Source organism: Planctomycetia bacterium (genome assembly GCA_021413845.1).
GTDB lineage: Bacteria > Planctomycetota > Planctomycetia > Pirellulales > PNKZ01 > PNKZ01.
The window spans coordinates 1-23,591 of the sequence record JAIOPP010000036.1 but is presented as its reverse complement, the minus strand read 5'-3'; the positions used below and the strand labels follow the sequence as shown (position 1 = coordinate 23,591).

At 54.7% G+C, this 23,591-nt stretch carries 12 protein-coding genes; 1 reads left to right on the top strand and 11 read right to left on the bottom strand.

Annotated features, from left to right (window positions below; translation table 11 throughout):
* Positions 1 to 26: 26 nt before the first annotated feature.
* The 10 genes from K8U03_07500 to K8U03_07455 form a co-directional block, all read right to left on the bottom strand.
* Positions 27 to 1,913: a prepilin-type N-terminal cleavage/methylation domain-containing protein gene (locus tag K8U03_07500; GenBank protein ID MCE9604734.1), complete on the bottom strand. Its 1,887-nt coding sequence runs from the start codon at positions 1,911 to 1,913 to the stop codon at positions 27 to 29.
* A gap of 65 nt (positions 1,914 to 1,978) precedes the next feature.
* On the bottom strand, positions 1,979 to 9,919 hold the full coding sequence (locus K8U03_07495) for a hypothetical protein (GenBank protein ID MCE9604733.1): 7,941 nt from the start codon (positions 9,917 to 9,919) through the stop codon (positions 1,979 to 1,981).
* Positions 9,920 to 10,052: 133 nt separating this feature from the next.
* Positions 10,053 to 11,507 carry a hypothetical protein gene (locus K8U03_07490; GenBank protein ID MCE9604732.1) on the bottom strand — a complete coding sequence of 485 codons (1,455 nt, stop codon included), beginning with the start codon at positions 11,505 to 11,507 and terminating at the stop codon, positions 10,053 to 10,055.
* Between the two features lie 2 nt (positions 11,508 to 11,509).
* A complete protein-coding gene (locus K8U03_07485) occupies positions 11,510 to 12,853 on the bottom strand; it encodes a hypothetical protein (GenBank protein ID MCE9604731.1) in 1,344 nt (447 codons plus the stop codon).
* A gap of 89 nt (positions 12,854 to 12,942) precedes the next feature.
* The gene (locus K8U03_07480; protein MCE9604730.1) at positions 12,943 to 14,262 is read right to left on the bottom strand and encodes a type II secretion system GspH family protein; all 1,320 of its coding nucleotides are present in this window, start codon (positions 14,260 to 14,262) and stop codon (positions 12,943 to 12,945) included.
* Positions 14,263 to 14,264: 2 nt separating this feature from the next.
* A complete protein-coding gene (locus K8U03_07475; protein ID MCE9604729.1) occupies positions 14,265 to 15,458 on the bottom strand; it encodes a type II secretion system GspH family protein in 1,194 nt (397 codons plus the stop codon).
* 112 nt (positions 15,459 to 15,570) lie between these two features.
* Positions 15,571 to 16,896 (bottom strand): type II secretion system F family protein, encoded by a 1,326-nt coding sequence (locus tag K8U03_07470; GenBank protein MCE9604728.1) that lies wholly within the window; start codon positions 16,894 to 16,896, stop codon positions 15,571 to 15,573.
* Between the two features lie 83 nt (positions 16,897 to 16,979).
* Complete coding sequence (gene tadA / locus K8U03_07465) at positions 16,980 to 18,695, bottom strand: Flp pilus assembly complex ATPase component TadA (protein MCE9604727.1); 1,716 nt, start codon at positions 18,693 to 18,695, stop codon at positions 16,980 to 16,982.
* A 72-nt stretch (positions 18,696 to 18,767) separates the two neighbouring features.
* Complete coding sequence (locus tag K8U03_07460; protein ID MCE9604726.1) at positions 18,768 to 19,859, bottom strand: type IV pilus twitching motility protein PilT; 1,092 nt, start codon at positions 19,857 to 19,859, stop codon at positions 18,768 to 18,770.
* Between the two features lie 363 nt (positions 19,860 to 20,222).
* Complete coding sequence (locus tag K8U03_07455; GenBank protein MCE9604725.1) at positions 20,223 to 21,911, bottom strand: GspE/PulE family protein; 1,689 nt, start codon at positions 21,909 to 21,911, stop codon at positions 20,223 to 20,225.
* 256 nt (positions 21,912 to 22,167) lie between these two features.
* On the opposite strand from K8U03_07455, the gene K8U03_07450 reads away from it, so the two are divergent.
* Positions 22,168 to 23,175 (top strand): porin family protein, encoded by a 1,008-nt coding sequence (locus K8U03_07450; protein ID MCE9604724.1) that lies wholly within the window; start codon positions 22,168 to 22,170, stop codon positions 23,173 to 23,175.
* Between the two features lie 210 nt (positions 23,176 to 23,385).
* Here K8U03_07450 and K8U03_07445 read toward each other — a convergent pair.
* On the bottom strand, positions 23,386 to 23,591 hold a 206-nt coding region (locus K8U03_07445), incomplete at its 5' end, for a hypothetical protein (protein MCE9604723.1).

Here is a 23,591-nt window from a genome sequence, read left to right as displayed (position 1 = left end):
CTGCCGACTTGAATCGATCCGTCTCATTAAAGCGGAATGAACTCTTGAACGATGGTTACTTCGCGCACTTGTTTGCTTTCTTGCTCCATCACGCGAATCGTAATCTTTATACCGCGCAACGAAGAGCGATATGGAGGCGGGGCATCTTGTTCGCCGCTGAGAGTGCCGTTGCTGTAGACATTCGGCTCGTCGATTAAGCCATTGAGATTGTCATCCGCTCCATTCGTCAGTTCGTCGATGCTTCCGTCGCCGTCGTTGTCAAGTCCATCGAAATCATAGTGCGTCGACCATGTGTCGTAGACGCACGGTCGCGGCAATGAAGAATCTGCTGCGGCAGCAAGAGCGATAACCTTCGGCAACCCGGCCAATGCCCCTTCTCCGGGATGAGCGTAATGAGGGCGAGGCAATCTTCCTGAAAAAGATGATCCCGTTTCCATCGTGCGCAATGCGTTGCCCGAATTCACGCAATACTTATTGTAACGATCCACCGCTAGAAAATCGGGCGAACTATAAGAAGCGTCCGTTCCCATGTAGTTCAAATCGGCATAAGCTCCGAAGGCGACCGGCTGATAAATGGTGTTACTTGCATTACCGTTGAATTTATCCACCGCACCGGGATAACCTCCATCACCTGGAACCAAGAGAGATGTGATTACGTTCGATGTGTCACTATTCGTTGGCGGCAGACCTGAGAACACAGGGGCACCGGGATCCCATGCTTTCACATCGAAGCTGACGACGTTGGTAAGAATGATGTCTTCGCCGATGCGAGTGCCGGCGCTAAGTTGGGAATGTACGTTCGTCGTCGTCATCGCGCCGGGAAATGCGATACCGACCGGAGCCGCGTTGGCCGTAACGAAGTTCTTGGGAACATAGACCACGCCCGTGCTCGTCGGAGAAGACTTTTCCATAGCCGGACCGGGAAAAGTGCCGTTGGATTGCTCTGCCATGGTCGGCAACGAAAGATGGGCATATCGCCCCCAAGCCTGATAGCTGGTATTAATCAAGAAGTTTTTGCTCGCATCCAGATTGGGAACATACATCATCTCATAAGGCCAAATATATGGTTGATGCAACGAGCGGCATTCTCGACGTGTCAGATCGCCGAGCGAATTATTGAGAGCGGAGGGAGCGATCTTGCGAGCGTCTTTATAGTTATTCGTAATCATATTGCTGTTCGGAGGCATATCGGTCGAATCGAAATTTCCACCGGATGGCCGCATCGAAAGATCGACTTGGTCGTAGGTCGTTCCTCCGTAGGGGGTCCCTCCGGGAACGATCAGCCAAGCTCGACGATGAAGATTGAAGAACTCCGGATGAACATCGTTGGTTTTCGAAACCACGAATTCCGACCCTACTCGCCGTAAAAACCAAGCCACTTCGGCATAGCGAGAAGTGGCGGCGATTCCGAGACCGTTTTTCGCTCCTCCACGACCGATAAATAGCTCGTCGTCGACGCTTCGTGTCGTAAACATCAGAATATCGTCGGAGTCGCCGATGACGGAATTGACGTAGTGCGCATTCGTGCCGACAGTGCCAAGCTCTTCGCCGATGTCCCCACCCGACGAACCGGCATAGGTTTGAGTCGATGCACAACGAGGGCCTTCGACATATTCGAAATAGCCGTGATTCATATACGGACTCAAGGGCGGAGTCATGGGGGCAGTTACACCGCGCAAGTCTTGAATCAGACGATGCTTGGCATTACGAAGCTGATCGTTCAATTCCATATTGGCGCGACTATTATTCACCCCTTTTCCGATTTTGGAAAAAATCTCGACGACTAACCCCATCAAAATCAAAGTGATCGTCAAAGCGACCACGACTTCCAATAAGGTAAATCCGTTCCGCGCACGACGAACCCACGATGAACATCGTCGATCGTGATTGACATCTCGGGATATTTTATTCATCGAAGTACCTTACTCATATCGGGCTTAGAGAACGGTCTCAACGCGTATTCATTTCCGTGAATGCGCTAGTCGAGAACATGCTTGACGATGAATGCTCGCTCGACATTCAAATTCTCGCCACGCAGAAATCCAACCGGGATCGTGCGATCCAAAATCGCGAATGAGCGATGTCGCTGAACTTCGCCGCTATCGCTTCCCATCTCTCTCAAGATGCGGAAACCGTCCGGATAGCGGTGCTTCGGATTATATTCATTACTGAATTTAGTTTGCACCGGAGGCGTTGGTCCGTTCGGATTTACCCGTTCGCACTCGAAATAGCCTACGGTAACCCAGATCGCGTATACGTTCGATCGAGTCGTAACCGTGTTACTAAGCTTCGTATACATTTGGTATCGAAAGAACGGGCTTCGATCGGTATTGCGATAGTCGGTATCTCTGACCCGCATCGTTGGGATGGCCGTGCCGCCGTAAGTCGTATCGACTCCCAAGCGCGCATCGATCAACGGAGATGAATATCCCGAATGCTGCCACCATGCCGGACCGGTAAGGCCCGGCTGCCGGAACGGCCGCGGATAGTTCAGGGTAAACATGGGGTCGAAACGCGGGTCGATTTGCGCAGGAGTAAAGAGCTTATTCGAAGGCCCCGTCGTAGAAGCTGTTTCAAAGCCATCCGTCGGATTATTACTATCGGCGGAAGTCGGCATCCAGTTCGTGTTCCACGGCGACCACGTCGTATCGCGACGCCGCAAGAGCGTGGCATCGACTGCCAAGAGCGAATCTCCCGACGAGGAGAGATGCTTATTCCCGCTTGGGATCACATCGGAATAGTCCGACATAAACGATCGGAAGGGGTTCGTGAACAAAGAAATACGGCTTTTATCATGGCGCGATTTACCTGAGCTCGTGGCGAAATCCGCAAACGGTTCGTTAAATGCATCGTCTCTATTATCGGTTACGGGATTATTGGTGCTTTTGGGATCGTCAGCGCCGAACGCCCCGTCCGTCCCACGTGGGTCGTAAATGGGGTTGTCGCTGAACATACTCGCGAACGCGGAGTAAAAATTATCCGAGTAATCTTCGCTGGGGTTGAAAAAGTATTTATGTTGCTGAAACTTCGTCGCACCAACCATATCGCGGGCTCGATAAATATTCGACGCGTCGAAGTGAAGGGCGGCGGCGCCGCTTTGGCCGGCTCCATCGACCGCAACTAGCCAACGAACGCTCGGATGGAAGTCGTTCGTCACCGAGCGCCAAATGGCCGCACCGTTGTCGCTGGTCCGTTCAGTCGGATGCGTACCTCCCGGCGAGACTCCACGCTCCGTGAGAGGAATGATCGTGTTGATATTGATCCGCCCGGGCTCGCGGTAGAGCGGAATGTAATTGAAAGGTGCCGTGAACGGCCAGCCGTAGTGCTCGTAGTCGCCTCCATTCGGAGCCGACACGCTACCGCTCCGCGGAGTCATCGCATTGTTGCGGCCCGTACCCGACGAGCCCGCAAGGTGCATCGTCTTGGTGCCGGAAAATCGCGAAGGAACGGTCACGAACTCGAATAACCGGTAGTAATTCGCCGCTAGTTGCGAATTAGGCAAGGCCGAATCACTCACGACGGACTTCGACGACTCGAAAAAATTCAGCAGATGCGCAAACGGCGCCGTGACGGAATAACCAACGGCATTTCTTCCTGTTCGGGTTGCCGCCTCGGCACCGGTTCCGACGTACCAGTTGGTATTTCCCTGCACCGGTATGCTCGGCATATAGTGGTTCGCCGCACGACGACCATCGAACGGCGCAAGCCTACCCGGATAGGCATCGGAAGTCACCGTAGTTGAGCCGCTATACGGAACGGTCGGCGTGATCGTTTTACGCATCGAATACTCATGCATCAGCCGCGCTTGGCTCGTCGCGGGCACGAGCATGAGCTCCATCGATCCCGCAAACGGTCGATTGTTCCAGGTCAACCAATTAAACGGCCGGCGTGGAGCACCGATATAGCGATCATTTTCCTTGGTTACGTCCGCTACCGTGTACCAACCGGTCGTCGGTCCGGCCGTGCCCATAGGCCTGCGAATCGGCTCGCGAACCGGCACCAATTGAAGCGACTGAGTAGGTTCTTTCGGCAAGTCGCGCAATACATGGTAGCCGAGATTGAGATAGCCCAACGTATGGTCGAGCGGATCCTGCCACTTCACCGGACCGACGGCGTAATAGTCGCTATAGAGAGTCGTCGTCCCGGCAATCGTGGTCGGACTATTCGACACTTTACCGGTCGACGGCGGACGGGTATCGAATTCCGGCGATTGATCCAACCAATTCGGTTGCGACCAAAGATCGAACAGCGAATAAAGCCCGCGAACCGGAAACCGAGGAGCGCCGCGCTGGCGCGAACCGAAGCGAATCGCATTCGAAACGTTCCCCGTTGCGTCTAGGTTTCGAAATTCCGATATGCCGGGCTCGCCATAATACTTAAGATTTCCAGCGACTTCCGACGTCGTCGAACCTGTCTTGAAGAAGTATGGCTCGCCGTTAAAAATCGTCAGATCGATCGGCATCCAATCGACCGTTAAGTACGGGTTCTCATACTGATGCCAATCCAGTAAGGGATTGGCGAGTCGTTGCAAGAAGACCGTCTTGTAATTGAGAATCGTTTGATCCGAAACATCCACCGGAAGATTAGGATTTATATTCGTAGCGGCGATCGGAGTTTTGCCGTCCCAATCCATATCGAGCGGTATGTCCAGCACGGGACTATACTGATCCGTCGTCGTCAGACTTGTTAACCAATCGTCAGAGCGAAGGACGTTCGGAGGGGGATAATAAAAATTCGGACCATTGCTTGTGATAGGCTCAGAAACGTTCAGCCCCACCGTCCGCGTCGTGGCAACCAAGACGAGAGGAGGTGCGGCGGGATTGACGATCTTGGCACCGACGGCAATTCCCAACGGCGGGCGAATCTGTTGCGCATCCAAGAGCGCGGCTGCGGTGAGCGCAGAATTATCAACAGCGCCGGTGCCGGAGGGGGCCTTAACAAGATTACCCAAGCCGGAGGAAAGCCCGGTAATCGGATACTCATCGACCCCGTTAACGCTCGTTGCCAGAAATGGTCGACCGGCGGCGAAATCTCCCAGATCGATGATCGCATGCGGCTGAGTGTAGTCGACATCCTTAGGCGCACCCCCGACGAGTTGCACCATTCTTTTTTCCGTCCGGCCGATCGTCGTGATATTTTTCGGCCCTCCTACCGACGCACGATAAGGGCCGATGACCGCATAATCGCCGGGACTCAACAAGGCGCTTAACGCATTGGTTGATTGATTAGCGAAGACTTCGATCGTCGTCGAGATGAGATTGAGACCGGCGACAGCACCGATGTTGACTTTGGTCGGGTCTTTCGTCGAGAAATGGACGACGCGCTCGATCGCCATCGGCAAACTGTAAACATTGTTGAACGTGGTCGAGCTCAGAAGTGACAGGCCCGGATCGTTGAGTTCGAGCGAACAGGTTGCGGGCCACTGTTGGATGCGCTCGGCAACGCTCAGATTCGGATCGAGTGGATCAGTCGCACCCCGAGTGTGCGACTTTGTGATCGCCAGGCGCCAGACGGGATACCACGTACCGCTCCCGGTCGGGCCGGTCGTGGGGGGGCCGGCTAGCCGTCCCAAATCAAGCTTCAAGTCATTGCCGACGGGCGTATACAGTTCCCGAGGAAGCGCCGCGTTGTGTCGATTGCCGGTGGCGAAAAGCTCGAACATCGCGGTCCCTTGAGGAACGCGACGCTGATCCCAATGCGGGTCGGGGGTAGGCGTGATCGGAGGCACGGTAGCGGGAGAAGTATCGGAGAGTTCGTTCTTAGGCGAGAAGATCAAGCCGCTGAGGCTGCTGCCGGCGGTCGTGTCTCCGCGCAGATTCTGAGTGCGCCGATCATGGAATGCGATCGTTTCCGTGAGGATGAGATCGGGATATTCGCATCCCCAAACCAATCCGCGCCAAGGCTGGTTGATGTCTGGGTCGCCGGCGAGATCGACGGCACCGGTCGATGTTTTCTTGATCAGATAACCGTCGACATCCCAAGTGCCGTTACTCACGGGTTGCATGAGGTTTAACGTACCGGTGTCAGAAGGGGAGTCGTTATCGAAAAAAGGATCGACATCGAATTCAAAGGGAGTCATGATTGCGTCGCGATCGCGGAAGTCGACGACATTCACGGCCCATTGCGCAATCTTGCGAGCAAAGAGCCAGCGCTGCGTTTTCTTATTGTCGGGGAGACCGGGGAATACTTTGTTCGGCTCCTTTAAGGTCGGTAGCCTCCCAACAGTGTCGCTTTCGGCACCAGGACCCGATCCGAGGGAGTTTACCGAAGTCGGCAACGGTTCGACGTAGTTTTGGTCGACGAGCAACATCATCAAGCAATACAACTCTTTGGCGTATTGCTGCCTCGCTTCTTCGCCGAATTGAACAGGAAGAGAATTGCCGTCGCGGTTACCGTCGAAATTTAAGTAAGTCGACCCCGACGACCCCATGAGCGGTTCGTTGTAACCGGTGGTTCCGGGAATTTCATTCGGTTCATCGACGACCGTGTTTTTATCGTCGTCGTTGCCGTTTCCGAAGGGAGCATTCAAATCCATTCTCAAGCCCATTCCCAGATCAGGCTGCAACAAACGAGTCTGCCACCGCTTGCGCGCTTCGGGAGTTAACTGTCCGCTCGTATAAGGAGCTGTGCCGATATCGGCGGTGGCAAGCCGATAGCTGCGCATAGCCATCGTCGCCAACTTTGCCGATTGAATTTGAAACGCTGCTCCATCGGAAAGGGTTGTTTTTCCGGTGGCTAGGAAGAACCGGGCTCGCAACAGGTCTCCCAGCGACGGATTGTTGAGCGGCAAACCCAATACCCGCAGACCATCGGAAAGTTCCGGTGTCGGCGCGATGTGCGGGCAAGGAATATCCCAACTCTCCGAAGTAAGCGAACGAGCACTATATTCGGCGGTGTTACTCACATAAGTCGCCAAACGCGTGGGTAGAGACGCGGCTGCTGAATCGCGAAACCGAAGCAACCTCTCCAATTCGGCCGGCGTGTACTGTGCATCGATATCGGCAGTGATGGGCCTTCCGGCAGTGGTAGTAACATTCGCCGTAGCACCGTAATAGGTCTGAGCGAAATAGCGCCGATTTAAATTGATTTCCGTCGGGGCATCGACGTCTTCATACAACGTGCCCATCTTTTCATAAACGGGATTCCCCATGATATCGAGCGCAACGAAACCGTCGGAATCGAAATCGCCAGGTGTTCCGTAATCGCCGAAGAAATCCGTTTCACCGCTTTGCCGGAATGAATTGCGACCCGAGGAGCCTAAGACGAAATTCACGTTCGACACCGAGTTCTGGAGCCGTTCGCTGGTAAACGGAAGAGGCGGGTAGTCGTCGTCGCCACGGTAAGGAGGCTTAGAAGTAGGATAAAACGACGATGCTAATGTGGCACCTGCGGAACCGGTTTTATCGAGAACCAGGGCCCCCGTGGACACATAATAAGGTGCCGTCGTATCGGCATTCCAAGCGGAGTAATAATCCCTACGCGGGATAAATACGTCGGTCGTTCCGGCGCGAGGAACGAGCCCCAGTCCCGGGTAATAACCTGAAGGATCGTTCGCCGGAATCGCTCCGTCCGGCCGGAGTAAATGTCCTTCGCCATAGCGCCCCAACTTCGGAGCCGAATCTCCGGAGTGATCGCCTTGCCCTTCCAACAACTGACGATAGGAATTGATGCGATAGAATGGCCCCGATCCCGACAACCCACCGGTCGGCAGCAATAAGCCTCCGAGCGCTGGAAGCTCAGGGAGAATTTGCGCCATATTGATATCGGCGACGGAATAACCTTGGCCGACGGCGGGTTCGAATCCCCGAATGATTTTGCTGTAATCAAAAGTCGTGGAAGCGCTGGTAGCGCCTATCGAACTCGGGTCGAACAGGTACGCGGCCTTGGCGGCGAGACCGGAGTTGGAACCAGGCTTATCGCCGTAATACGACAAAGCGAAGAGCTTGTTGAGGTTAAACGTGACATCCTGCGGACTCATCTTATGAAAGTCGGTATCGATTTCGCCGGTGGAATGCGTTTTTACGATCACAACGGACGGAATTGTGTCTGCAATCTTGTCTTGATTCAGCGCGTAGGTATGCATGCCCATCCGAACGCGCTCTTCGGATACGATCTTCCCTGTTCCGGAACTCAAACCAGGACGATTCTTAGGAGTATACGCCCCTTCCGCTTTATAAACGTCGTTATGAATATGCGTATAGTGCTTCGGCGAGCCATGCGCGTTGACGTTGATGCGGCCGTCGAGGTCGCGCACCATAATGGCGTAAAGCGGCTTCACGAAACGACCTTCGGGAGTCGTCGATACGGGTGAACCAAGATCGACCCAGATGCTATCCGGAATACCGTCGCCGTCGTTGTCGATATCCCAAGGGCCGTCCATCGCATCGAAACCGGTATTGAAGAAACTCCGGTCTCCGACATCGTAGGCTTGGTTCTTCGTCGGAAGATCTTCATAAGGCTCTTCCGGCCCCACATTCCCCGCACTATCGACGGTGAATGCGTCCCATTGCCTATTCTTGTTTACATCCGTATAGGGTTCGCCTGGGGTCCAACCATCGCCGCTCGGGTCTTGTACATAGTCGAAATGGTCGGAAGGATCGGGACGCAGAATATAGCGACGTCGGATATAGGGAGCGACATCCAGCCACCGCGGACCATGATGATCGGTGATGTGATGCTCATTCGTGTGATACCGAATGAGATCGGGACGGTGAAGCGACGGAAAGAGTGTTTTATATCCGGTTGTAGTCGCCACGGTGTACGACAACAACATATTCTGTTCATCAGGTGCGTCGTAGTCCTCGTCGGCATCGACGATGGAAGCGTAGCGATTCAGATAGTCGCGAATTCCGCTATCCGTAGGATTCGGCAACATCGCAATCGGCTCCGGATCGACATCATCGGCAAGTTCGTCGAAGCCGTACCCCGCCGTGGAAATGTAATTAGGGCTATAGGGCATATCCAATGCGCGCAACAGCGCCTTGTTGGTTTTCCTCGTTAGCTTCCCGTCCGAGCCCACTTGATATGGGTTGTAACCGATTCCAGCCCCGTTAAAGGGGCGACCGTTGATCACGAAGCGATCGCCGTTTTGCGGCTGGTGCCCGGTACCGACAGGGCTGACGAAGAGCACCGTGCGAAAATCAGTAGGGGTATCCGCGTCCGTTGCGATCTTAGAGCGCACGATATAGGAACTTTGGCCTGCGCATTCTCCGGTCACGAAAGTAATGACGCGGCCGGCGTAAAAGTTGTCGACGTTGTCGATAATCGGCATGGAGCTCAAGCTCCAAGACCCAAAAGGAATTCCCATCGTGGCGGGATGGGCTCTTGTCATCCCGAGGAAGCAATCGTCACTACCGTCGCTACCGCCAAACTTCTCGGCGACGTCATCCACTACTGAATTACCGTTGTCGTCTACGAGCGCGATTCCGGGCTCGCGATCCCAGCCAAAACTGACGGCACCGATTTCGATCAACATCGGCGGAGAATAGTTTTCGCCCGAAACAGAAACGTTGTACTGCGAACGCTGCGACGATTTTGGCGCTCCTGAATAGATGCTTGTGCCGACGGAGCCGTTGTCGGGGTCGAAGTATACGCAACCCGATACGGCGTCGGAGTTGCCGTACATATCCTCCAACAGACCATGATGCCCGATCGCCGATTGCGGATGGTTCGAACCTCGGGCGATCTGCAACATCGCTTGGTTTAAAAGCACATCATAGGGATCGCCCACTTGCTCGACGCGCGATGCCGCCGCAGCTCCCCGACGCGCATGACCGGACGACACGACGAAGGTCACCGCGACCAGCGTAAAGATCGAGAGGAGCCCGAGCATGACGAGCAAGATGACGCCCTTTGAAGGGCTTCGCAGGTTGCGCACGATCGGCCTCCGGTACGCGTTCAAGTTCCGATGGCGATTCATATCCTGATTTCTCCGCAAATTCGCGTCGCCTGCATGACGCATCGTCGGCATGGGATCGTTATTTGTTTGATGCATGGAGTAGCCGCAAGTTCGATCGAGGAAGCGATCTTTATCGATCGGCATACGAAAGCATTTAGTACCGAACCGAATAAATAGAGGGGCGATCCAGATAAATCGACTTCTCGTAAACTCCTCGCACCCCGGACACGATGATTCCCCACCCGGTCATTAGCGGAACATCGCCCGTGTTGCCCGCCAACGTCGTAGCAAGATCCGGGTACGTCGTGTCGGTATCTTCATCGAGGAAGGAAAACCCGAGTCCGGAGAACTCGCGACCGACGAGCGTTACCTCTCGATACCATTGCGATTGCGAATCCGGGAGAAGCGTCGGTCGCTCGGCAGCGCCGCTTACGCGATACCATTCCATGACATAGCGATTGTCGTCACCCAGTAGCGGCTCTTTATAACGCCCTACGACGGCGATCCATTGGTTCGCTTTTACGTTGAGTGCATTAGCGGCAGCCGCTTCATCGGTAATTCCATTCACTCGGATGCGTGCGGTATTACGATCGATGAAGTCCACGTAAACAAGCCGTTCGCTGATACCCTGCGGGTCCGTGAACGACTGCTCGGCTACGGGGTTAAGAATTCGCTGATGACACACTACTACCCAAACCCGGAATTGTCGGATACCGACGGCAGACGCGTTGGGGCCTCCCATGGCAGGTGCATTAGGCGCGGAAGAATAAAACTCCGCTAAGCTCGGCTCGGCAACGAGAAACCAACTATAAGCTCCCGTAAACTGCCGAGCAGCGACACTCGACGTCAATTGCGTTTCGGTCGTATAGCCGTCGTTGGTGTAAAAGGAAGTGTCCGACGAACTCGTTTGCGAATAGATTTGAATCGGGCGACGCGTGGTATCTTGAGGAACCTGGAAATTCAAATCATCGGTCGAGCGAAAGAAACGGCTCGCCACATCGCTATTCATGATGAGCTTCGTCCGGGCCGCCGGAAGTGCCGTTATGTCGGAAGGAAATGCTCGCAAGGAAACGCGGGCGATCTTCGGCACCAACCCAGCCAGTTCCGGCATTCCCGCCGTAGCGCCGGGCAAATTCAAGCTATATGGAAAGAGACCGCAAATCTCCCGCTGCTTCTGATCGTTCGCAGTCGAGAGTTTTCGCGGCGCAATCATTAGCGGATCTATGACGATCGGTGCATACGGGGGAACGGTCGCGTTGGGAGCGCCTTTGATTTTGAAGCTTCTCATCGGAGCAATGCTTCCGGAAACAAGATCGTAGCCACCCCCTCCTGGGCCGAAAACCGGCTCGCCGTTCGCGGGATCGATCCAATTTTCCGGCTGGAGATATCCTCGAATGGTCACGTCGCGAAATGCCCAACGACCGACCGTCGAAGCGTTGTCGAGCTTTTCCGCTTCGACAAGCTCCATACGGCCCAAAGGAATCAACGCCGCCATGCCCAACAGACCTACGATCATGACTCCCATCGCGACCAGAACTTCGAGCAACGTCACCCCGCGGCGTACGCTACTGAAACGAGGTCGAGCGGAATTTCGAAAGGCCGTCGTCATCTTTAATTTCCTCCTATGACGCGACCGTAGCGCGCATTAGATCGCGTGGCTGCGATATTCGCCGGATTCGATGCACCGACCGTCTTGTCCGTACTAAGGAAATACGCATTAGTATTCAATTCATCGATGAGGCTGGTTGAAATAAATCCCGTTTGCGGATTCACGTTTACCCAAATGTTCTCAAGGTCGAGCCAGTTCTTTTTTACTTGAATGTTGAAATTGTCGGTCGCGGTATATCCCGAGCTGAAATACTCATCCTTCAGGATCTTTTCTAGTTTTCCGATCAGAAAATGAATTTGACCGAACGGTTCGTTCCCACCCCACACCCATTGAAGATTCGTCGTTCCGGCGTTGTTTTCCTTCATGCGAAAATACAACCGTTCGACATGACCGCCGGGCGAAAAGACGAGAATGACCGGAGTTTCATCTTGCGGGACGGCCTCGGCTCCGTAGTAAGGAGACGCAATCTCCGAGCGGGGATGAAAGGGGATTCCCGGGTCGGTGGTGGTGCCGTTCGTAATTGCCGAAAAACCGAGATCGATGACGATTCCTTCCGGCAACTTCACCGATCCGGCCTGAAGCTTCACAGGCTGTCGATAAATCTTATACTTCAAGCCGGTGACGCCCGGGTTCATCGGAAAGTTCGTGGTAGAGCGAACCACATCTCTACCGACGCTATAAGCTCGATCGAACCAATTGATCACCCATTCTCCGCCGATGCGCCGTTCATCGGAGTAAGTTCCGTCAGGGCCGGCATTGCAATTTCGTCCGCGATAGAGATACCACCACAAGTGTGTCGTCTGAGTACTGACGCTTGTACTGCCGAAATTAATTCTTACCGACTTCAATGGAATACGCAGATCACTCCCTTCGATCTGGATCAAATCGCCCGGACGAACGATTTGCTGATCCTTAGGGTCGGGACTCGCCCACGCGTCGGAATTGAATGTCGTCCTACCACGAGGCACCACGATATTCCAACAATCTTTACAAGTAGGGTCGGTGCTCTCTCCCTTAAAGAGCGCGCCACTTATCACATCGCCGTTTGGGGTGCCGTTGACATTAAACAGCTCGACTTGAGAATCAAGAAAGTCGCCGGAATAGAGCGGGGGAATTTCGGCATAGTACATGGTCGAGGCCGCTTCTCGCATGCTCGGCATTCGCTCGATCCACACGCCTGCCGGTCGGCCCGTTTCGATCGCTCGATTGCGAGCCGCATTAAAAAAGGTGCTCACCATCCGAGCTCCTTCACGCACCTGTCGACCTGACAATGCCGGAGTCACCAAGGGAATGGAAACGGCCGTCACTGAAAGTAGAATCAGGATAACGACCATCAGCTCCATCAACGTGAAACCCGACCGTAATCGAATTTGCGCAGCGGGCTTGCGGCCGGCTTGAGGCTTGATTCGCAACGTAATCAAACTAGCTTCGTACATCATCGCGATCCAATATCTTGATTGTGAATGTTATCAAGACTATTTCCGTCCCCGGGGTAGTACCCCTCGCCTACGACAAGACGTTCTCCGCCGACCTTGGTTCCGCGAAAACTCCCGTCCGCAGTCGCGCTTTTGTAGATATTGTAAGGATCGCTGTCTTTAATGGGTCCTAAGCTTGCCGTAGGACTTGTTTTGAGCGTATACCCTTCGCTCGCATAACAATGGTCGATTCCGGATTTGAAATCTCCCCCACATGAATAGATCAGCGGAATGAGGATGAAACCGTGTTCCGGCGCGGAATATCCCGGCTGCCAGCGAGTCGATTTAACTAATGCCTTGTTAACGACCGTATCAGGTGTAGGACCGACGCGCATCGGGTTGAACGGGTCGTCTTGATCGATCACTACCCATCTCTGACTAAGTGCTCCGGCAGGTGCGTTCGTATCGTTAAAGTATTCGTTCTGAACCTTCCAATGACTAAGCACCGCGTTGGGATTGCTGGGATCACGAGGCTGGCTCGAAGCATCAAAGAACGAACCGGCACCCGGTATCGGATAGCTGTACATCGGCTGCATCGGTGAAATGAAGCCCGGCGCCCAGCGAAGGAATTCGATCGGGATACCCCAAGCATCGACGAACTCGAACATGCCGTCGCTGTCGGCGTCTCCGATATCCTTCGCGGAAAAGTGCTCCGTCGAAGTACTGGAGTCTTCGACGCCGAGCGTCACGATCATGTACAAGCATTCGGCCGACTGATAACGCTCCGCAAGCATTTTGATGAATTGCGAGGAAGACATGCCTGAAACCGTCGGATCGGTCGAACCTGCCTTCACGGAAAGAATCTTACGATTATAAGCGCTCCACAAGAACGGACGGATAGCCGCCCCCGAAGGCGACTTCAAAACCACCGGGAAGTTCGCCGAGTCGAAGAGGATGTCATCGTATCGATCCGGCATTTCCATTCGCACCAGTTCACGCAGGGCGAGCATTTTGCGCCGAGCCATGTCCTGTCGAAACCGAGTCGACTCGCTTCCCGCGTAGCCTGCCGACGCCGAGGCACCGTTGGACTCCAATGAAATCGGCAATCGTATCGTGCGATAGGCATCCCAACGGGACATCATCACGTTATGCAGCTTTTGGATCAGAGCGCGCGTGCGCGAAGCTTTCGCAAGTCGCTCCGACGACGATAGCGCGCCAAGAAAAATCGAAGTCAGAATCGCAATGATCGCGATCACGACGAGCATTTCAATCAACGTGAAACCGCGGCGGCCACGATACCGATGATTTTCACGCTTCGGACTTTTTCGAGAGTCGAACATCGTTACCTCACCGCCTGGCGAGCTTCGTCTAAAGTGCTATCCGCCAAGTTCGTCAGGTTATCTAACTCTTGGTTCATATACGAAGTCTTCGCCGTATAAGAAGTCGCCTTCGAGTAGGTATCGCCTGACGGAAAAAGAGGCATACGCATCAATGTCGACAGGTCATTGGAAGTAACATTCGTCGGGGTCGAATACATTCCATCTTTTCCGGGAGCAATGATCTGAAAACTCTCAGGACGCTTCCATCGAATCGGGGTTTTGGTACCCGACACATACACGTCCGCCATGGGAACGGCCATCCCCCATCTATTGGAGAAAGTAGCTGCCAACAACTCGCCGGAACGAGGATAGCCGGTAAGATTGGGAATATTGAAAGGCAAAACTCCCGGCGCGGTCGTCGAAGCTACATAAGTGGGAGCATCGAAGTACACGTAAGGGGCCGAATACTCTCCGTCGCGATAACTCGTCGGTGAATACTCCAACCACCCGTCGTCATCGTTGTCGATCAAGCGATCTTGCACGAAGTCGAATAACGAGTCCGTACGAAACCGCATCGCGTCGACCAGTTCTTGCGCCGTAGAATCGCGACGGAAGGGGTTATCTCGATCTCGGTTAAAACCGAAGAGCCGATTCGCGACGATAGGAAGTCCGGTAGTCCCATCGACGGGAGTCGGCATTCCTCCGAGCCAAAAGACAAGTGCCTCGGCTTGGTCCAACGTATTGAGATCGAGAGCCGTGATAGTTCCTACTGCTTTTCTATAGCGGTAGATCTGCGTTCCGGTGCCGAAAGCTGTCGATGCGATTTGATTTCGAAGCGTGTCGAAGTTACCCGCGGTCGGGCCGTAGTTGGCGTTCGCGAAAGCGGCTTGAATATGCCGCATAAAATGCACTTTTCTAATATTGAGATTGGCGGTAGTGTCCTGCGCCTCGCCGAGGCAAGGAGGATATTGAATGCTCTTTTCCTTGTACGCTTGCATCGCCGATTGCAACTGCTGTATTTCGACGATGATCCTGCCTTGCTTCGCAAAATCGAGCACTTTCCACACCGCCACGCTGAGCATGGCCATCAGCGTGCCGATAATGGCGATCACCATGAGGAGTTCGACGAGCGTGAAGCCGCTCGCGGCGCGGCGACGCCTCTGGGTCGCGACTTGCATTCTTGTGTTTTCCAACCACTCACTTTGCTGCGCCGCCATGTCTCTATCTCCTTGAAAACTCGACCGCTGCGGACATCGTCGCACGACCGAAATCTAACGCGTCTAATACGAGAAATGTTTTCCGAACCAAACCCTCGATCGAATCCCGTGACTAACTCAACTTTTGAATCAGCGCGACCAGCGGCAAGAACAATGCGATCACGATAAAGCCGACCATGACTCCCAACACCACGATCAACAACGGCTCGAGCAAGCTGACAAGGCTTTCCGTCAATACATCGACCTCTTCGTCGTAGTTGTCGGCGACTTTATAAAGCATCTTATCGAGTTCGCCCGTTTCTTCGCCGACGTCGATCATATTGACCACGAGATCGTCGATGATGCGCTGCGTGGCCCGCATGATGTAAATCAAGATGCCGACGACCGGTACGAACGCAACCCAAAAGAATGCGGCGATGATGTTGAATTTCGTGCGTGAGTAATCGCGCATCGGTTTGGCGATCGATTCTCCTTCGCGAATGGAGTCGTAAACGCGGCCGTAGAGTTGTTCGAATACGGCGTTGCCGCTCGTTTCGCGCGTGATATTGAGCGCCTCGAGAATCGGCACGCCGCTGGACACCAACGTCCCCAACGTGCGCGTCGTGCGAGCGACGATGTTCTTTTCGACGATCTGCCCGAAGACCGGAAACTTCAAGGTAAATAAATGCCAGCCCATACGGCCGGCTTTGAATTTACAAATCAACTTCACCATCAACACGATCGAGATCGGAAACAACGGTATGAGAAACCAGTAGTTGGCTACCCAGTTCGACAAGTTGATGAGCAATTGCGTCATGCCGGGAAGTTCGGCATCGAAGTCTTTGAAGATCTTCTCGAACGCAGGCACGATCTTGATCATGATAAAGACCAAAATGCCGACGGCCACAAGCACGACGACGACCGGATAAACCATCGCCCCTTTGACTTTGCGCTTCAACGATTGCGACTTTTCTTGAAACTCTGCCAGACGGCGCAAGATCACTTCCAACGCACCGCCCGCTTCTCCCGCTTTGATCATGTTGACGTACAAGCGATCGAACACCTTTGGGCACTTCGACATCGATTCCGACAACGTCGACCCGGATTCGATATCTTCGCAAACGTCCATCAATGAATTCTTGAGCTTGCCGGGCTTCGACTGAGTCTCCAAGATTTTCAGGCTGCGCAGAATCGGCAAACCGGCGTCCTGCAAGATCGATAATTGGCGAGTAAACGTCGTGAGATCTTTCGACTTCACACCACCGATCACGAAGCTGCGATTCTTTCCTTTATCGCTTTTCTTCGCGGCCCCTTTTCGGACCTTCTTCGCCGAGATCTTCGTGACGTAGTAGCCCATTTGGCGAATCGTCGCCTGGGCTTCCTCCTCGTTCACGGCTTCGATCACATCCTTGATCTCTTTGCCGGTCGGATCCATCGCCTCGAATTGGAACGTAGGCATCGTCGTAAACCTTATAACTGGAAGACCGCGAGCGAGAATCGATGTATGTCGTTCGGTGGCGCATGCCGGAAGGCAAGCGCCGCTTAACCTTCAAGCACCGTTTCGCGCACTACCTCTTCGATCGTCGTTAAACCTTGATATGCGAATTCCAAACCGGCATCGCGAAGCGCTACCATTCCGTAACTACGAGCCTTGTCGCGCAATTCGTCCGTCGATGCATTGCGCATCACCATTTCGCGCAGGTCGTCGTTGAAGATCATCAACTCGAACAGCCCGACCCGTCCTTTGTAACCGGTGCCGTTGCAGACATCGCACCCGACGCCGCGATAGAATTTCTTTCCCATGATGTCGTCGGGCGTAAGTTGAAGTTCAGCGAGCAAATCCATACTCGCCTTCACTTCGTGTCGGCACTTTTGGCAAACGCGCCGCACCAAGCGCTGCGCCAAAATCGCTTCGACCGTCGCCGTGATTAAGAACGGCGGCACACCCATATCGCGCAACCGCGTCACCGAGCTCGGGGCATCGTTCGTATGCAAAGTGCTGAACACCATGTGCCCGGTCAGCGAAGCCTGCACGGCGATTTCCGCGGTCTCGGGATCGCGAATCTCACCGACGAGGATGATGTCGGGATCTTGCCGTAGAATCGCCCGGAGGCAATTGGCGAAGGTGTTTCCGATCGTCGAATCGATCGGCACCTGAATGACGCCGTCGATATCGTATTCGATCGGGTCTTCCGTCGTGATGACCTTATCGGCGATTTCGTTCAACTCGCTGATCGCCGAATAAAGAGTCGTCGTCTTCCCCGATCCCGTCGGACCGGTAACGAGCACGATGCCGTTCGGCTTTTCGATCACCTCACGGAAGCTCCGCAATGTCTCGGGCGACATCCCGACCCCTTCCAGGTCGAGCTTCACGGCCGAGCGATCGAGTACCCGCATAACGACGCTCTCGCCGAACATCGTCGGGAGCACCGACACGCGCAAGTCGACGGGATGACCGCCGATCGTCAATTCGATGCGTCCGTCTTGCGGCAACCGGCGCTCCGCAATATCGAGGTTCGCCATCACCTTAATGCGCGTCGTAATCGCGAATGCCAAGTGCTTCGGCGGCGGCACCATTTCATAGAGCACGCCGTCGGCTTTGATTCGGACTTTGAATTCGTCTTCAAACGGCTCGAAGTGCAAATCGCTCGCACGATCCTTGATCGCCAACAGCATGATCATGTTGAGCAGCTTGCGAACCGGCGCGCTATCGGCAAGCTCTTCCGACTTCGTCAGATCGTAGGCCCCTTCGCGGCTTGCCCCTTCCAGCGCAGCCATCAGTTCCGAGTCGCCCGAGAGATCGCCGATGATGTCTTCGACGCTTTCCGCAGTCGAATAATAACGCGTCAGGGCTTGCTGAATTTCTCGCTCCGAAGCCACGACGCCGCGCATTTCATAGCCGAGAAAATTGCGCAACTCATCGAGAATCTGCAGCTTTTGCGGATCGCACATCGCGATCGTCAAAACGCCGTCGCGAAAGCTCAACGGAATGATCCGGTACAACGTCGCCATCGGTTCGGTAACGTGCGCCAAAACCTCGATCGGGATCGTGATTTCGCCCAGCGCAACGGCGGGCATTCCCATCTGTTCGGCGAGCGCTTCGACAAGCTGCTCGTCGGTAATCAAATTCATTTCTTCGGCGATCTTGCCGAGCAATTCCCCCGGCCGCGAGCGTTGCTCTTCGAGCACCATCTCGAGCTGATCGCGAGTCATGAATTTTCGGTCGACGAAAATCTGACCGATTCGTTTGAATGCCATCTTCAAATCTTCTTACACGGACTAATCGAAGTTCGAGTCTTGCGGACCATCTGTAGCTCAATTCGCGTTTGCTTATTCCTCGTCGTCGAAAACGCCTCGCTCGGCTTTCGTGATGCGAGCGGCTAGATCGTCGGGATACACGGATCGTTCGATAACATCTTCCTTCGTGCAGTCTCCCTTTCGCCACAGGTTGTAAAGCGAATCATCCATCAATCGCATTCCGACCTTCGCACCAGTCTGGATCGCCGAGTTGATGCGGAACGTTTTGTTCTCACGAATCAGGTTCGCGATGCCCGGCGATACGACGAGCATTTCATAAGCGCCGCGTCGGCCGCCGCCGATCTTCGGCACCAAGGTTTGCGAAAGCACACCGATGATCGCCGTCGAAAGCTGAGTACGGATCTGCTCCTGCTGATTGGTCGGGAACACGTCGATGATTCGGTTGACGGTTCCTTGAGCACCGGTCGTGTGGAGCGTGCCGAACACGACGTGGCCGGTTTCGGCGGCCGTGATCGCCGCTTCGATCGTTTCCAAGTCGCGCATTTCACCGACGAGGATTACGTCGGGATCTTGCCGCAGAGCACGGCGGATCGCCTCGGAGAACGAACCGACATCGACGCCGATTTCGCGTTGATTGACCGTCGATTTCTTATGTTCGTGCTGAAACTCGATCGGATCTTCGATCGTAATGATGTGGCGATCGGTGTTTTCGTTGAGCCAATTGATCATGCTCGCGAGGCTGGTCGTCTTGCCGGAACCGGTCGGCCCGGTCACCAAAAACAAACCGCGAGGGCGATTAATCAAGTCTTTACAGACCGGCGGAAGCCCTAGGTCTTCCATCGACATAAACTTATTCGGGATCTGCCGCAGCACCATCCCGATAAAGCCGCGCTGTTTGAAGATCGAAACGCGAAAGCGAGTTTGCGTTCCGAAAGAGAAACCGAAGTCGCTACCGCCCGCTTCCTGAAGCTCGGTTTGGCAGCGCTCGGGCGTGATGCTCTTCATCAGCGCCACGGTGTCGTCGGCCGTCAACGACTTCGTCTCTAAACGACGCATCCGGCCATGCAAACGAATGACCGGCGGTTGGCCTACGGAGATATGGAGATCGCTCGCCCCTTGATTGACGACGGTCTGCAACAATTTGTCGATGAGAATCGTGCCCATGCCGAACCGTCCCTACTCTTTCCAGGTATGAGGATGCGAGAACCGAAGCCGAAATACCCGGAGCGCCGTCGAATGACCTGCGTGAGATGTGTTGGGGGCGGAGTAGCCGGCTCCGACCTATGCACGAGGATTATTCGCAGCCTTCCGAGATAACTCAAAAAATTGAAAGGAAAAAACTGACCGCCGAGGATTTGAGGCCATTTGCAGAACCGGCTTGTCCCAACGGTGCATACCGATTCGTTCAGATTCGCAACTGAAAAGGAGGCGTTTATGACATGACTATCGAAGTTGATTTCTCGACCATCACGAACCGAACATTGGACCCCATAGCTACAAAGATCGATCCACCCACCGTAGCGGTATTTACTCTTCTGCCCGCTTGGCGATTCGGAAGACTTCTTCCAAAGTCGTTTGACCACGCATCGCCTTGTTGAGCCCATCTTCAAACAAGGTATGCATCCCTTGCGAGACGGCTGTTCGTCGCAATTGCTGCGAAGATGTCCCTTGAAACGCCAGCTCACGAACCCGCGCGGTCATCATCCTCAACTCGTAGATACCCACCCGACCGCGGTATCCCTGACGGTTGCAATGCGCGCACCCTTTCCCCTTCATGAACTGCGCCTTCGACACCTGCTCAGGTGTCAGCCCAGCTTGTTCAAGCACTGCTTCAGGGGGGCTATAAGGGTACTTGCATTTCTCGCAAACCTTGCGAACAAGACGCTGAGCAAGGATGGCAATAATGCTGCTGGCAACCAGATAGGCGGGCACGCCCATGTCGATCATGCGCGTAATAGCACTAGGCGCATCGTTCGTATGTAGCGTACTGAAAACTAAGTGTCCAGTTAGAGAAGCTTGGATTCCCATCTCTGCCGTTTCAGAATCTCGCATCTCTCCCACAAGAATCACATTTGGCGCTTGGCGCAACATAGCTCGAATAATGCGCGCGAAATCGAGCCCGATACTGTGCTTCACCTCGACCTGATTGATGCCGGGCAAGTAGTATTCTACGGGATCTTCCGCCGTAATGATCTTACGATCCGGCCGGTTCAAATCGTTCAAACCGGCATAAAGGGTCGTGGTTTTGCCGGAGCCGGTCGGACCGGTAACGAGGATGATTCCGTTCGGCCGGCGAATCAGCTGGTTCACCTGCCGGAAGATTTCTTCCGACATTCCCAGTTGCTTAAGACCGACCTTGATGTTGTCTTTGTCGAGCAACCGCATCACGACCGACTGGCCGTGGTTGGTGGGCATGACACTGACACGAAGGTCAAGATCCTTCTTTCCGACCGTGACCTTAATCCGGCCGTCTTGGCAACGCCGGCGCTCTGCGATGTCGATTTTTGCCAGAATTTTGAGCCGCGAAAGTACGGGACCTAGCAATCGCTTGGGGATGCTATCGCGCTCGCTCAATACCCCATCGATCCGGTAGCGTATCCGCACTCGATCTTCAAATGGCTCCACATGGATGTCGGAAGCCCGTGCCGTTACCGCCTCCGTAATGATCATCTGTACAAGGCGAATCACCGGCGCACTATTTTCGTCGACCGCTTCGTCGTTCGGCCCGACCGACTCTTCGCTGAAATCGATCGCCTGCTCGGAAACTTCCTGCATCATCCGGGCTGTTTCATCGCCCCGGTTGTAGAGCTTGTTCACAGCCGTAACGATGGTCTCTTTCGGTGCCAGAGCCACCTTAATCTTGCGATTCAGGATGAACTGGAGCTTATCGATCGTCTCCAATTCGTCGGGATCCGCCATCACGACCTTGAGAACGCCGTCGTCGTCGGACAGAGCTAGCACTCCGTGTTCCCGTGCAAACGACTCGGGAACGAGCGAGACGACCTGCTGCGGAACCTCGATTCCCTCGAGTTTGACGTACTCCAGCCCCTGAGATTTTGCTATCGCTTTGGTCACGAATTCGACCGAGCAGAACCCCAATTTCACGATGGCATCGCTCAGCTTGGTATTCGAGCTGCGAGCCGCTTTTTTGGCCTCGGCAACTTTCTTCTCGTCGAGCAGCTTGTTGCGGACAAGGATTTCGATGAAATCGGGCATATAGGTCCGCTGGGAAAAAGCGACAACGCGGGAGAAATAGCCGGGCGTTCGCGAAATGCGAAGATGAGAGGTCGAACGAACTTAGCGTAATGATGGCTTTTGACGCTGTCAACGAACCGGGCGTGTTTGCCGGCCATTCATTCGATTCCGGCACCGACCTTGCTGCAACAAGCCACTCTCGTCATAATCCCCGCCCCTCCGGCGACTTGCGAGTGCCTGCCGACGGAGCGAAGTGAATGACTTCGATTCGACTCACATGCCGCCCCTTTTTCGACACATGATCCAACCGGCGCGACTTTCGACGCTGCTGATCTTCGCCCTCTTGGCGAATGGACTCGCAGCCGCCGACGATCGATCCTCCTCGCTCAAGCTGGTCGCGAAATCGAATTCGAGCGGCATCGAGCGGACGAGTGATCTTCCATCGTTAGAGCCCGCCGACGCCCCCGACTTATCTCCGAAACCGCCGCAAACACCTCGATTCGGCGACGATCTCGAAGAGAAACCGTTCAGTCCGAGTTCGCGCCGCGGCGCGGTTGCGGCGCAGCCTTACTCCGACGAGCTCGGCCCCGAATATCCCGGCGATGCTCCGCCGTACGACGACGGCTCTTATGGAGCCGCGGGGCCCGGCGGACATTTGCAGCGACATGCGGATCGGGTGCGCAGCTACATCGACAATCGCCCGCGACAGCTTCCGCTGCAGAACGAAAGCTGGCTCAATCGCCCGTATGCAATGAGCTACTTCGTCGGCGGACTAGCGCTCGACAATCCGATCCCTGGGCTCGTCGGCGGCGACACCGGCATTACTTACGGCGGCCGCTTCAGCTGGGACTTCGCTCCCAAATGGGGCATCGAAACCAGGCTCGGCGGTGCGTCCGTCGGCGTTGTCGATCAGCTTCTAGGAACGAGCCTGTCTCCGGCTTCGATCTTTTACGCCGACATCGACTGGCTGTGGTATTTCACCGGCGATACGCGCTGGCGGCCATTCGCGTTGATCGGCACCGGCCTGTTCGACATCGACTTCTCCGACGCGCTTTCCGTACGGCATCATTCCACGGTTTTACAACTTCCGATCGGCTTCGGAATGAAGTATCGGCATAGTACGCGCATCGCCATGCGGGTCGACCTCGTCGACAACATCGGTTTCGCCAGCGGCCAGGAATCTACGATGCACAACTGGTCGCTCACGGCCGGCATCGAGGCCCGCTTCGGCGGCGGACGCAAACGGAACTATTGGCCCTGGAACCCGAGCCGCGGCTGGTGGTAGGCGGGCGAACAAGATCCGCGCAATCCGAATCAAGCCTTGCAAGTCTCGGCCTTATTAAAACGATACGAGCGATGATCCGAAATTCGGACCATCGCTCGCTTTATATCGTCACTATTCCAAGCGGCAAGAGGCAGGCGCTACGGCGGCCTCTCGACGATTTAACTGAACCTATTCGTTAACCGAAATCCATCCGAGTCGGGCCAGTCACCACTACTCGCGCGGACGAACGGCGCCGGTCAGGCCGCTGTAATCCGAACGATCTTCAGGGTGCCACAGCGGCAAGCCCAAAGCGATACGCCGAGCCAAGCAATCCAATTTCGCATTGGAACCGGCAGGAGCGTCCGTCGGGGTGAAATCATCGGTCACACGCGGCGAATAGTCTTCGTCGTGGCCGAACTGCAAAATAGCGTCAAAAA